Source organism: Gaoshiqia hydrogeniformans (genome assembly GCF_049347105.1).
Classification (GTDB): Bacteria; Bacteroidota; Bacteroidia; order Bacteroidales; family Prolixibacteraceae; genus Gaoshiqia; species Gaoshiqia hydrogeniformans.
In genome coordinates this window covers 4,004,593-4,018,685 of sequence record NZ_CP186334.1, presented here as the reverse complement: position 1 = coordinate 4,018,685, position 14,093 = coordinate 4,004,593, and the positions used below count along the sequence as shown (strand labels likewise).

At 47.4% G+C, this 14,093-nt stretch carries 10 protein-coding genes; all 10 read left to right on the top strand.

The annotated features are described in order from the left end of the window. Positions 1 to 459: 459 nt before the first annotated feature. A complete protein-coding gene (locus ACOIT5_RS15935; RefSeq protein WP_423127147.1) occupies positions 460 to 675 on the top strand; it encodes a glycoside hydrolase N-terminal domain-containing protein in 216 nt (71 codons plus the stop codon). Between the two features lie 215 nt (positions 676 to 890). Next, on the top strand, positions 891 to 1,220 hold the full coding sequence (locus tag ACOIT5_RS15930) for a hypothetical protein (RefSeq protein ID WP_423127146.1): 330 nt from the start codon (positions 891 to 893) through the stop codon (positions 1,218 to 1,220). Continuing rightward, a complete protein-coding gene (locus tag ACOIT5_RS15925) occupies positions 1,130 to 1,858 on the top strand; it encodes a pectinesterase family protein (protein ID WP_423130626.1) in 729 nt (242 codons plus the stop codon). Before ACOIT5_RS15930 ends, ACOIT5_RS15925 begins: the two co-directional genes overlap by 91 nt. A gap of 28 nt (positions 1,859 to 1,886) precedes the next feature. Next, complete coding sequence (locus ACOIT5_RS15920; RefSeq protein ID WP_423127145.1) at positions 1,887 to 3,416, top strand: glycoside hydrolase family 28 protein; 1,530 nt, start codon at positions 1,887 to 1,889, stop codon at positions 3,414 to 3,416. Between the two features lie 38 nt (positions 3,417 to 3,454). Further along, positions 3,455 to 4,375, top strand: coding sequence for an alpha/beta hydrolase (locus ACOIT5_RS15915; protein WP_423127144.1), 921 nt, complete (start codon positions 3,455 to 3,457; stop codon positions 4,373 to 4,375). Between the two features lie 286 nt (positions 4,376 to 4,661). Beyond that, a complete protein-coding gene (locus ACOIT5_RS15910) occupies positions 4,662 to 5,321 on the top strand; it encodes an RNA polymerase sigma-70 factor (protein WP_423127143.1) in 660 nt (219 codons plus the stop codon). Further along, positions 5,311 to 6,336: a FecR family protein gene (locus tag ACOIT5_RS15905; RefSeq protein WP_423127142.1), complete on the top strand. Its 1,026-nt coding sequence runs from the start codon at positions 5,311 to 5,313 to the stop codon at positions 6,334 to 6,336. Before ACOIT5_RS15910 ends, ACOIT5_RS15905 begins: the two co-directional genes overlap by 11 nt. A gap of 128 nt (positions 6,337 to 6,464) precedes the next feature. Continuing rightward, positions 6,465 to 9,917, top strand: a complete 3,453-nt coding sequence (locus ACOIT5_RS15900; RefSeq protein WP_423127141.1) for a TonB-dependent receptor — start codon at positions 6,465 to 6,467, stop codon at positions 9,915 to 9,917. A gap of 19 nt (positions 9,918 to 9,936) precedes the next feature. After that, on the top strand, positions 9,937 to 11,658 hold the full coding sequence (locus ACOIT5_RS15895; protein WP_423127140.1) for a RagB/SusD family nutrient uptake outer membrane protein: 1,722 nt from the start codon (positions 9,937 to 9,939) through the stop codon (positions 11,656 to 11,658). A 176-nt stretch (positions 11,659 to 11,834) separates the two neighbouring features. After that, the gene (locus tag ACOIT5_RS15890) at positions 11,835 to 14,003 is read left to right on the top strand and encodes a hypothetical protein (protein ID WP_423127139.1); all 2,169 of its coding nucleotides are present in this window, start codon (positions 11,835 to 11,837) and stop codon (positions 14,001 to 14,003) included. Positions 14,004 to 14,093 lie beyond the last annotated feature (90 nt).

The window sequence follows — 14,093 nt, the reverse complement described above, 5'->3', positions numbered from 1 at the left end:
TACCCCGCTCGCGACAAACATGTACCGGGCAGGGGTAAAACGAAACAATCGCGAACGGAGCAGGTCATTTGATTGAAAGGCCATGATGAATGGTTTTTATTAAATCAAGTAAAAAGTTATGAATTATTACTTAAATAAACAATAGAATTATTCAATTTATGTTTCAAACAGATTTTGCGTGATCTGTTTGAAAGGTTTTGATACTATTAAAACCTTTGATCCGGGAATGACCGCTTCTACCGGGAGAGCAGATGGCTAAAACGGGCCGTTTGAGCTTAAACGGAACAAGTCGGCCTATGCCATGAGTCCCCTTCATCTTAAAACAAACCCGGCCTGTTTTAACGGCATCACTTGTTAAAATACCGAAATGCCCTATCATTTCAGTCAATTTGTCGGTTGTTGTACCTTCCGGCGAGCCGTATTTTTAAACTGATTTTTTTGAACGTCAACCTGATATTTATGAAAGAAAGATTTATGTTGCTGGCATGCTGCCTCTTTTTGCTCTCGTGCGTAACCGGCAAACCCAAAAACGAAATGCTCCTGAAACTTTGGTACGATAAGCCGGCTTCTGAATGGGAAGAAGCGCTCCCGATTGACAATGGCCGCCTGGGGGCGATGATCTTGTACGATTTGGAAACCGAAGCCGGTAAAAGTTACCTTTTTTCAGCGATCTAGTGTTGTCAACGCTTAAATGGCATATAGTCACGCCGTCCGGCAGTTGCCGGATCGGTATCTGTTCAGAAATGGGATCCTGAAACAAGTTCAGGATGACTCGATTACGACGGAGCAGCGTTAACTTGACACCAGAGACAAAACTTAATGGAATACTTTCGTGACTTCGTATTGAAGAAGACTTGTCAGAGTAGAATCAAACTTGAAAACAGGAACCAATGAAATCCGTTAATAAAATCATGATCATGTTGTTTGCCGGACTGCTGTTGTTGGCGCCGGCCTATGCACAGGTCAAAACGACCCTGGTGGTTGCCCTCGACGGCAGCGGCGATTACTCCAGTATCCAGGAAGCTGTAACAGCTTGCGGCGCTTTTCCTGCCGGACAGAAAGAAATTTTCATCAAAAACGGACCTATCACGAAAAGGTGCTGGTCGATTCGTTTCATGCCAACATCACCTTGCGGGGAGAAAGCCGGGAGAATACCATCATTACCAACGGCGACCACGCCGGGCAGCCCGGAATTGGCACCTTCAACAGTTACACGTTGAAAGTGGCCGGAGACCATATTCGCCTTGAAAACCTGACTGTTGAAAACTCGGCCGGCGAAGTGGGGCAGGCCGTGGCCCTGCATGTGGAGGGAGATTATTTTCTGGTGGTGAACTGCCGGATTCTGGGAAACCAGGATACCCTGTATGCAGCGGGGCAAAAAAGCCGGCAGTATTACCGGGATTGCTTCATTTCGGGAACCACTGATTTTATTTTCGGGGCAGCCACGGCCGTGTTCGACGATTGCCGGATTCACAGCCGGAAAAACTCGTACATCACGGCAGCCAGCACCCCGCAAGGCAACGCGTTCGGCTATGTGTTCCGAAATTGCAAACTGACCGCCGAACCGGGCGTGGATAAAGTTTACCTGGGGCGTCCGTGGCGCGACTTTGCCCGTACGGTGTTTATCGGTTGTGAGATGGGCAGCCACATTGCCGCCGAAGGCTGGCACAACTGGGAAAAACCCGAACGGGAAATGACCAGCTTTTATGCCGAATACAACAGTAGCGGCCCCGGGGCGAAAACAGCCGGGCGGGTAGCATGGTCGCACCAGCTCACCAAAAAAGAAATCCGGAACTATACCTTTGAGCAGTTCTTCAACTACTGTTCCGAATGGGCAATAACACCGGATGCAAACTGATTGGTTGTCAATTTATACAAAACGAAATATGAAAACGTTGACCCTTTTGTTTATCATTTTAATGGCCGCGCTGATTTCAAGCGCCAAAGTTTATAACCTTGCGGAGATGGGAGCCGATAAACAAGGCATTGAAAAATGTACATCCATCATTCATCAGGCCATTGAGCAGGCTGCAGCCGACGGCGGGGGAACAATCTTTTTTCCGGCCGGGAACTACCTCACCGGGCCCATCCATCTAAAAAGCAACATCACCCTCGAGCTCGAAGCCGGCGCGTTTGTCCGGTTTTCGCCCGACTTTGACGATTACCTGCCTTATGTGCGGGTGCGTTACGAAGGGATTTTCATGAAGACTTTTTCGCCTTTAATTTATGCGGTTGGAGCCGAAAATATTGCCATCAAAGGCGAGGGGACGATCGACGGGAACGGGAAAGTTTGGTGGACTTCCATCATGGATATCATGATTGATGTGCGGGGCAACAGTAAAGTCTCCAAACCTAATAAATACCAGCAACAATGGGTGAAGGAAAACCCGGATTTGGTTGACAGCAAATACGGCCGAAACCAATTCTTCCGTCCGCCTTTTATTCAGTTTATCGAATGTGAAAACATCAATATTGAAGGCATCACGATTAAAAATTCGCCGTTTTGGACGGTTAACCCGGTTGGCTGCAACGATGTCCGCATCAGTGGGATTTCAATTTTCAACCCCGACGACGGTTACAATACCGATGGCATCAACCCTTCGTCGTGCAGCAATGTACGCATTTCCGACTGTTTTATCAGCGTGGGCGACGATTGCATCACCATCAAATCGGGCCGCGATGAATACGGCCGCGAGTACGGCCGCCCTTGCGAAAACATTACGGTGACCAACTGCGTGATGCTGGCCCGGCACGGGGGCGTGGTGATTGGAAGCGAAATGTCGGGCGGCGTAAAGAATGTGACCATCTCCAATTGCGTGTTTGACGGGACTGACAATGGGATCCGTTTAAAATCGGCCCGCGGTCGCGGTGGTGTGGTCGAGAATATCCGGATCAGCAATATTGTGATGCGCGATATCCGTAAAATCGGGTTTATTTTCGACCTGTTTTACGACAAAGGTACCCAGGTAGAACCGGTGACCGAGCGGACCCCGATTTTCAGAAACATCCACATTAGCGATGTAACCGGCGTTGGGGTGCAAAAAGTGGGTGAATTGACCGGGATTGAAGAAATGCCGGTCAATGAAATCTCGTTCAGCAACATCGCCGTGAAAGGCCAACAGGGATTTATTGCCCAACGGGGAACGAACCTGCATTTTTCGAACGTGGATATTGCTGTGGAAGAAGGGCCATCCCTGTCGTTTGCCGATTGCCACCAGGTGGTGTTAAACGATGTCCGCTCCGGGAAACCCTTGAACAATCAGCCGGTCATTGAGATTGTCGCCTCCAGCCAGGTGCTGGTTCATAATTGTTATCAAATGGTTCCGGCCGATATTTTCACGCAGATCAGCCAAAGCCAGGTGCTTTTCGGTACAAACTTTCTGGACCATGTGAAGCAGCCGAAACTTGAAAAATAAGTTTGAAAATGATAAAGATTCAGGCAATTCAAAATCACATGATTAAAAAAGCATGGCTTGGCATGATGTTGCTTAGCCATACTTTTTTTTCGTTTTCGCAGGAATACCTGCCGCTTTGGCCCGGGGCGAAGATGCCTAATTCGAAGGGTTTGACACTGGAACGGATCGAAGAGCGGGAGCGGATAACGCAGATTGACGTGCCCGGCATGTCCGTTTTTCTGAGCTCGAAAGAGGAAAATACAGGGGCTGCCGTGCTGATTTTCCCGCCGGGAGGCTACCAAAAGATGGCTTACAATATAGCCGGTTTGCAGCTGGCCAAGTGGTTCAACACCTTTGGCGTGAACGCCTTTGTGGTGCTCTACCGTTTGCCCACTTCGCCCGATTTGAAAGAGCCCGCTTTTGGCCCCGTTACTGACGGGCAACGTGCCTTGAAACTGGTTCGCGCCCACGCCCCGAACTGGGGCATCAACCCGGATCGGATAGGCGTTATGGGCTGCTCGGCCGGTGGTGGTTTAACTGCGAATATGGCCACCTTCACGACAGATTATGCCGCTATCGGCGACTCGCTGGATAGCGTTTCGGTGAGGCCTGATTTTCAGATTATAGTTTCCGGGGCCATCAGTATGAAACTGGATGCGCACCAGGGAAGCCACGATGCGCTGTTGGGGAAAACGGCCGATGAGAAGCTCGAAGCCCTGTTTTCGGGCGAGTTGAACGTAACCGCCCAAACGTCGCCGGCTTTTATTACCTGCGCCGCCAACGACCCCGTGGTGAACCCGATGAACAGCCTGCGCTATTTCGAAGCGCTGCAAAAAGCGGGCGTGTCGTCGTGTTTGCATATTTTCCCAAAAGGTGAGCACAGCATCGCTTTGCGCAACAATCCCGGCTCAACCAACCTGTGGACCAGCCTCTGCGAAGCCTGGCTGAAAGAATTGGGAATAACAGAGGAGAACAAATGAACTGTCGCATTTAAGCAACTTTATCAAATACGTTTTCTGTTTCTGATAAAATTGTCCCAACCCGATGTAAAGCATACTCAGGAGAAAGTTACAGGCAGCAAATCAACTCAACGAAGAGTTCATCACCATAAATAAACAGCCTGCTTGGCGAGACCGATTCTTTTCAAAAACGATTTTCGGTACATGACAGCTTTTCAGAACGAATTTTGGTATTGAAGTGATTATATTTGTTACGCGTTAAGCGATAAAACCGACATTAACCGTGCCTCCTCAATCGGATTGTCTTTTGGAAGAAGATTTAAAAATATCAGATTTTCAACTTGCTTCATCGGTGAAAAGAGATGATCATGCGGCATTTGACCGGTTGTTTCATCGATACGGGCCGTCGCTGTTTTCGTTTGTCGCGGGCATACTTAAAGATGAATATGAAGCGGAAGAAGCAGTGCAGGAAGTCTTTTTAAAGTTATGGGAAAAAAGAAAAGAACTGGATACCGGCCTGTCGCTTAAAGCCTACCTGTTTACCATTGCCGTAAACATGGCCCGCAAATATTACCGCAAAAAGCTGCAGGAAGAAAAGTACAAACAGGAGCTGGCGCTGGAATTAAAGTTTAGCAGCAGTTCGGATGTCAGCACGGCCGATTTTAAGAACCTGCTCGGGCATATCGACCGGATCATTGAGTTGCTTCCGCCGGCCCGGCGCGAAATTTTTATTTTAAGCAGGAAGCAGGGCTTAAAGAACCCGGAAATTGCAGCGAAATTAAACCTGTCTGAACAAACTGTAAAAAACCAGTTGGCGGCTGCCCAAAAATTCTTACGCGCCGAGGCATCGAAACACGATCTGTGGCCCGGCGGATTATACCTGTTGACATTTTTTTTCACCGGACATAGTACGTTTTCTTTTCTTGCGGATATAACAGTAAAGCAAGACGAAGAAAATGAAATTTGATTCAACCATCCTAAAGAAATATCTGAGCGGAAAATTTTCACTGAACGATAAGGCCATTGTTGATGAATATTTTGCTGATGATCAATATACCAGCCTGTTGGATGCCGGGTTGAACGAATACTGGAATTCCTGCTCCGGGAAAACTCCAGCTAAGGATCTTAATCCCTTGCTCCAAAAAATCAATCACCGGATACTTCTTCAGTCTGCTCCAAAAACGAGTAAGCTTAGCCTGCTCTGGCAATTTTATTCGCGGGTGGCAGCCATTCTGCTTTTGCCGGTCCTCATCCTGTCGGTTTATCTGATGCTTCAGAACGAGGATGTTGTTTCGGATGCGGCTTCTTTTATCGAAGTTCATTCGCCCTACGGCTCCCGGACTAAATTTTCGTTGCCCGACGGTTCAACCGGATGGTTAAACGGCGGCTCATTGATCCGGTATCCGGTTCAGTTTGGGGCCGAGCGAAAAGTTGTTCTCGATGGCGAAGCTTTCTTCGAGGTGGTCAAAAATCCTCAATCTCCCTTTATTGTCGATGCCACTTCACTGCAAATCAAGGTTCTCGGAACATCGTTTAATGTTGTTGCCTACGAAGTCGATTCGATTTCGGAGGTTGTTGTGGCTTCGGGCAAAGTTGAAGTTACGGGCGAAGGACAACGGTTTAAACAGGTGTTGCTCCCGTCGGAAAGGCTGATCTGTAACCGGGTAAATCATCAGTTAAGCAAATCCAATGTTTATATTGAGAATTATACGTCCTGGAAATCAGGTCAGTTGATGTTTTTGAATGATAAGCTCGACGAAGTTGTCAGGAAACTGTCACGGTATTATCATGTCGATATTGAAGTTCAGGCAGATGTACGCCGGACACAGCAATTCCGGGCGATCATGCAACACGAGAGCATCGATGAAGTCCTCCGTTACATGAAACTGACGATGGACATTGATTACATCATCAGCGAACGGACGGCCGGCGAGGACGATCTGCTATCGAAAAGAAAGATTGTCATTACAAAAAAATCCTAAAAACTGAAAATGCCTATGAAATAAATATCCTGAAATATAAGATCAAAAAAAGGAAGTGCGGCAAACACTTCCTTCCAATTGATTAGCGAGTTTCCACATGATTTTAACTCTACTAAAAATTCAAATTTATGAAAAAAAAACGAATTGGCCGGGCCGGTGAAAACTGGCCGCTAAAAAAAATTTTACGTACAATGAAACTGTCTGTTTTTTTGTTTCTGTTAAGTATTGTGCAGGTAATGGCAACCGGTACTTACGCGCAAACTGCCAAACTTTCCATCGATCTGAATAATACAAGCATCGAGCGGGTCCTCCTGGAGATTGAAAATCAATCGTCGTACAAATTCATTTATAATAAGGAAAAAGTGGATGTAGAATCCCGGGTAAGCGTACAGCTCAAAGACAAAACGATTTCGGAAGTCCTTGATCAATTGTTTGCAGGAGAAGACATTGGTTATTCGATCATGGGTAACCAGGTTGTTCTGACAAAGAATTTCATCCACAGCACGCAACCGCAAGGCCTGTCCGGAAAAGTCACGAATGCTGCCGGAGAACCGGTTCCCGGGGCTACTGTTATTGTAAAAGGTTCGACTATTGGTACCATTACCGATTTTGACGGAAATTATACCTTAACCAATGTGCCTTCAAATGCCGTCCTGGTTTTTTCATTTGTAGGAATGAAAACCCAGGAAATTCAATCGAACAACCGGCAAAGCATCCATGTCGTGTTGGTTGAAGATGCGATTGGTATTGAAGAAGTGGTGGCGATTGGGTATGGCACCATGAAAAAAAGCGACTTGACCGGCTCAATCGGGAGTGTAAAATCAGAAGACATTGTTTCCCGTGGATCCACTTCGGTGATGGAAGGATTGCAGGGACAGGTGGCCGGTGTTAACATTCAACAGGTCTCCAGTCGTTCGGGCGACGGATTTAGCATCCAGATCCGCGGGAAAAGCTCCATGCAGGGTGGCGAACCTTTATATGTCATCGACGGTGTCGTGTGTGACAACATGAACTTTCTGAACCCGATGGATATTGAAAAAATCGACGTTCTGAAAGATGCTTCGTCAACGGCAATTTATGGATCGCGCGCCACAAACGGTGTATTGATGATTACAACAAAAAAGGGAACCGATCTGTCAGATAAAACGAAAACAATTGTCAGCTACGATGCCTATTTCGGGGTGAAGAAAACAGCTTACATGCCCGATTTTATGGATGGCGATGAGTTTCTGAAGTATCGTTTCTCCCGGTATGTGAGTTCTTCGATGAACGCTGCCACCGGCGCTACAAGCTGGAACATGACAGAAGCCAATTTTCGGAATTTCTGGGGTGGCGACAGCCCGGTGATCAAGCAGTTTTATGCCGACAAGAACTACACCGACTGGACCGATATTGTCCTTAGAGACGGACAGCAGCAAAACCACTTTGTCAATATTTCAGGAAACGGCAAAGATATTAGTTACCGTGTCGGGGTCGGTTACCAGTCCGAAAAAGGAATGATTTATGATAACTATGAGCGCTGGAATATGAAAGCCAGTTTCGATTCCCGGATTTCGGATCAACTAACTGTCGGTTTTAATACCAATTTAGCCACCTCACTTCAAAACAGAGGCAGCCAAAGATCGGTGCAAACCGGATTTAACATGACGCCCGTGATGCCTGCCTATTATTGGGAAGGCGAACATGCCGGCGAATTAATTCTTCAACCCGGGAAAGATGAAGCAGTATATCCTGCCGGAGGGGGTCCGACGTCGACGCTAAACCCGGTTGTCGACCGCCTGAATTCAACCGACGATGTTCGGGCATACTACGTGATGGCAAATACTTATTTGCAGTTTACACCGGTAAAAGATGTTGTTTTAAAGACCACTTTCTCCCCGATGTACACGAAAGAGCATAATGGTATTTTTTATGGCGTTGATACCGAAAACAGGCGTGGTAAAACGAATTATGCCGAAGACAACAGCGACGAAGTATTTTCGTACACCTGGGATACCCAGGCAAATTACCTGAGAAAAATCGGCGACCACAACTTTAACCTCTTGGGGCTGGTGAGTGTTTACAGCCAAACGATGGAAGGAAATAACATGACCGTTGTTGACATGCCCTTTGATGTAAAATGGTATAATCTTTCATCCGGAACTGTTCAAAATCAAGGTAGTTACTTCGAAAAAATTACGATGCTTTCGTATGTTGCCCGTTTGAATTATGATTATAAGGGAAGGTATCTGGCCACGATCTCCAGCCGCTGGGATGGCAGTTCAAAATTCAAGAAAGAGAACCAGTGGGGGATGTTCCCGTCAGCGGCTTTGGCCTGGCGTATGTCCGAAGAAAGTTTTATGGATGCAGCCCATTGGTTAACAAACCTGAAACTTCGCGTCAGTTATGGTATTACCGGAAACAACGCGCATGTAGGTCCGTATGACACCCGCGCTTTGGCCGATACCAAGTATTATTACAATTTTGGCAACACCATTGCCAACGGTTACGGCTATAGCCTGACAAACTCTGAACTTACCTGGGAAAAAACAAACGAAATTAACTTCGGTATCGATTTCGGACTTTGGGACAACCGGGTGTTCGGTTCTGTTGATGCTTATCACAAAATATCTGAAGATTTGTTAATGGAGATGGATACGCCCTTTGAACTGGGCTCGTCAACCGGTTCCATTTGGAGCAATGTAGGGAAAGTGAAAAATCAGGGGGTTGAAGTCCAGCTAACGACAGTCAATATCCGGAAAAAAGATTTTGCATGGACCACATCCTTCACCTATGCCCGGAACAAGAATGAGATTCTTGAATTAAACGGAGGCAAGGAAGACCTGACCGGGAACTGGTGGTTTATCGGTCAGCCGATTGATGTGGTTTACGGCTATGTGTTAGACGGCGTTTGTACCGCTGAAGAAGCAGCTGCATTTGCTGCCGATCCGACGAAAAAGACGAAGTTTTATGAAGGGGAAATGAAAATTAAAGATGTGGACGGATCCGGGACGATTGACCCGAGTGACAAAACCATTCAAGGTCATGTAAATCCAACCTGGACCGGGAGTTTGATGTCTAATCTCAATTATAAAAACTTCGATTTTTCTTTTAGCATATACACGTCGCAGGGAAGTAAAGTGTACAGCCCGTTTATGGGAAATTTTGCCAGCTACACGAGTCGTGGTACACAGCATCTTCAAATGGATTATTATATTCCCGACGGGGCGCCTGTTTTAGGAGAGAATGGGACGATCAGTTCTCAGAACGGCACTCATTATGGTTCCTATCCTTTCCCGACAGGGGGAGCGAATAATGCAGGAGCCGGATCTTTCTGGATTAACAGCAAAGATGGCAGTCAGTATTTTGTCGACAATTCGTTTGTCAAAGTGAAAAATATAACCCTGGGTTACACCCTGCCGAAGAGCCTGACTTCCAAAGCGAAAATTTCGGCTTTCCGGGTTTACCTCAACGTGCTGAATCCACTCACCTTTACCGATTACAAAGGTTTTGACCCGGAATGGGCCGACGCCGAAATTAGTGATGGTTCGGGCGGTGTTAGCTCCAGAACCTATCAAATTGGTGTAAATGTTAAATTCTAACTCAAAAGACGATTAAGATATGAAACTAAAATATTTGATCATGGCATTTGCCATACTCCTGTTCACCGGTTGTTCAGATTTTCTTGAGCCCGATATTCGTTCCAGTGAATCAACGACGGGTTTTTATGCCACATCTACTGGTTTTGAGAGTTTAACCAATGCTGCCTATTCATCTCTGAGAGATTTATACAATATACAACCCCTCCTGTTTTCGGCGGGGACCGATATTTACGGCGACGGAAAATCGCAGGGGGTGATCATGAACCATTACCGGGCTTTAACAGCCACCGAAGGTATTGTGCAGACTTTTTATCAGAACTGTTATAAAGGTATCCAGCTGGCTAACAGTGTCATTCATTACGGAGAAACTACCGAGGAATCGTCCGTGCGCAAACAATACATTGACGAAGCCCGGTTTATCCGCGCCTGGTACTACTTTCAGTTAGTACAGCAATTTGGTGAAGTAGCGCTAAATACGAAAATGTTCGACTATGCCGAAATGAGCCATGAGCGTACCGGTTTGGGAACGATCTATTCGTTTATTATTGATGAGTTTACTTACCTCATTTCCGGAAACTCTTCATTGCCCGAAAGAAGCGCTTCGGGGGTAGGCCGCGCCAACAAACGGGCAGCTGCTTTCTTCCTGGCAAAAGTATATCTTACGCGGGCCTGGTTAAATGGTCAGGGGTATGAATCGCTTGAAGAAAATATCGCGCAGGCGTCCGACTTCACCAATGCAGCCACTTACGCCCTCCAGGCGATTAACGGGGAAACTCCCTCTTTATCGATTGAAAATGCTTTCGATTTTAAGAATGAAAATAATGCCGAGATTTTCTGGTCTGTTCAATTTGATTATTCGGCGGTGGAAGATCCTTCCGGCGACGGCAGCTATCAGCAAGCTCAATTTGGCGCCTACCTGGGTGGTTCTGAAAATGCCCGGAACAAAGCAATCGACGGTAATCTGTCTCCTTTCTTGCGTTTACATCAACTCTATCACAAAGGAGACGGGCGCTACGAACAAACGTTTATGCAGGAATTTCATACCTGGTATTTCGATTATTATACCGCCCGGAACACTTCGCCTATAAAAATTTACTATGCTCCGGCATGGGCAACCGATGACGATATTACAGCATGGAAGGCAAACGACCCCTATGGTCTCAAAGCAAACACCTTGATATCAAAAACAATTGCCCAGGGAGGTATTGCTCCTTCAAACGGCGCTGCCGAAAGCTATTTCAACCGTCGGAATATGGACTTCGGCGTACCGTGTATCAAAAAATTTGATGATTATTCCGAAACCTCGCTTAGCAACAGAAGCACAACATGCAGTATGCACGATGTGGTTGTTGCCCGTTTGGGCGAAGCTTATCTGATCGCTGCTGAAGCCTATGTCATGTCGGGCCAGCCCGATAAAGCCGCGAATATGATTACCGCCCTGCGTTTACGGCCTGGAACTGTGAAGCCGGGTTTTGAAGCGGCAATGGCTGTCTCATCCGGCGATATGACCATCGATTTCATCCTCGATGAGCGGGCCCGTGAAATGGCAGGAGAGTATGTGCGCTGGACTGATTTGAAACGCACCCATAAATTGATTGAATATGTTGTAGCCTACAATGAAGACGGAATCAGCGAGTCAAACATGAAAGGCGATGACGGGAATTACAAGTTCCTTCGTCCGATTCCGCAAACGGCTATCGACCGGAATCAGGCTGATATAGCACAAAACCCGGGATATTGATCATTTTTTTGAAGTCCGCATATACCGTAGGAAACATCCGCAGATTGACCGTATTCGGACGAAGGGTCCCCCTTCCGAATTCTTCAATTAACTTTCCGATGTTTTGCCCCGGTATCTGCGGGCTTTTTTTCTTGTATATTTGAAGGAAACCTGACTTTCAATTCAAAAAACAACTTATGCAGACAAAATCATTCAATAGGTGGAACATGTGCGCAATTTGTGTCGTGTTCATTATGCTGGCAGGCTCTTCCTGTCAACCCAGGAAAGCGGAGCAGGGCATTGACCGCTATGCGTTGGTAAGCCGTCATAACCCGCTGATTGAAGAATTTGATCCGCTGGCCTCCTTGTCGGTCGGCAACGGCAACTTTGCCTTTACGACCGATTTTACCGGCTTGCAAACATTTTACAAAGAGTATGAGGCCGGCGTGTCGTTGGGTACCATGTCGAACTGGGGCTGGCATACTTCTCCCAATACCGGGGGTTTCGATATCTCCGAAAGTTTTCAATATCACGATGTGAATGGCCGCAAAATTCCCTATCAGAGTCAGTTGCGCTCTTCGCAGAGAGCGGTTGCAGCCGTGAATTATTTCAGGGAGAACCCTCACCGGCTGCATTTGGGCTTGATCAGGCTGGTTATCCGGAAAGCCGACGGCAACGAAATCACCATCGACGATGTGCAGTTGCCCAAACACCGGTTAAACCTCTGGAATGGTGAACTGGCCAGTGATTTCGAGGTTGAAGGGACGCCGGTGAAGGTCCGGGTTTTTGCCCATCAGGAGAAGGACCTGATTTCGGTTCAAATCGAATCGCCTTTCATTCAGTCAAACCAATTGGCGGTGGAATGGCTCTTTCCTTACGGGGCGGCGGTACACACCCACGCGGGTTATGACCTGGATTCACCCGAAAAGCATGTTTCAAGCCTGGAAGAAGATGGCCCGAACGCCGCTTTGATCCGCCGCCAGCTCGATGACGATCATTATATGACCAAAATAAGCTGGAACGGCAAGGCGAAGCTTGAAAATCCCCGTCAGCATCAGTTTGTACTGGAGCCGGCATCATCTGAAAGCCGATTCGAATTTAGCTGCCTGTTTTCACCGGAACCTGTTATGGACGAATTACCTGGTTTCGAATCTACCCGGTCTCAAAATGAAACGTATTGGGCCGGTTTCTGGAGTACAGGCGGCGCGGTTGATTTTTCGGGATGCACCGACCCGCGGGCGAATGAACTGGAACGACGGACGGTTTTGTCGCAATATCTCACCAAAATTAACGGCTCGGGTAATTTACCTCCGCAGGAAACCGGGCTGACGTTTAACAGTTGGTACGGCAAGTTCCACCTCGAAATGATCTGGTGGCACAGCGCTCATTTTTATAACTGGCAACGTCAGGGACAAATGGCTGGTCAATTGAAATATTACAAAAACATTTACCCGCAATCTCTTGAATTTACCCGGTTGCAAGGCTACAAAGGAGTACGCTGGCCCAAAATGGTTGGCCCCGATGGCATCAACAGTCCTTCGTCAGTGGGCTCCTACCTGATCTGGCAGCAACCTCACCTGATTTACCTGGCGGAGCAACTGTACCGGTCTGATCCGGCTTCGGGAGTGATGGAGGAATTTGCTGATCTGATTTTTGCTACAGCCGATTTTATGGCCGATTTCGCCACCTTCGACGAGGAAACAAACACTTACCGCTTAGCGCCGCCGCTGATTCCGGCCCAGGAACACTGGAACAAGGAAACAACCGTTGATCCGCCCTTTGAACTGGCTTACTGGTATTGGGGACTGACGGTTGCCCAACAGTGGAAAGAACGACTTGGGCAAAATCCTGATCCGAAATGGGAAGAGGTCCGCAGCAAACTGGCGGCCCCGCTGGCTATCGATGGTCTTTATATGGGAGTCGGCAATGCGCCCGATTCTTATACCGATCCGAAAAACATGCGCGACCACCCGATGGTATTGGGCGCCCTGGGTATGTTGCCCGATTGGGAAAAACTTGATCAGGAGACCATGCGTAATACCCTGAAATTGATTATGGAAAGATGGGACTGGCCGCATACCTGGGGTTGGGATTACCCGATGGTTGCCATGTGCGCCACCCGTTTGCATGAGCCTGAGCTGGCTCTGGAGGCCTTACTGAAGGATGTGCAAAAAAATACTTATCTAAAGAATGGCCATAATTATCAGGATGACCGGTTGCGTATTTACCTTCCCGGAAACGGCGGCTTTTTGAAAGCGATTGCGCTGATGTGCGCGGGGTGGGAAGGCTGTACAACGGAAAATCCCGGATTCCCGAAAGACGGGAACTGGAAGGTGAAATGGGAAAACCTGAATCCTGATTTTTAGTCGTAATTTACTGAAAAACTTAACAATCCTGATCATCAGCTTTAAGATCCCGGGACTGTTTCGGTTCCCCGGAAATCATTAAACGAAAAT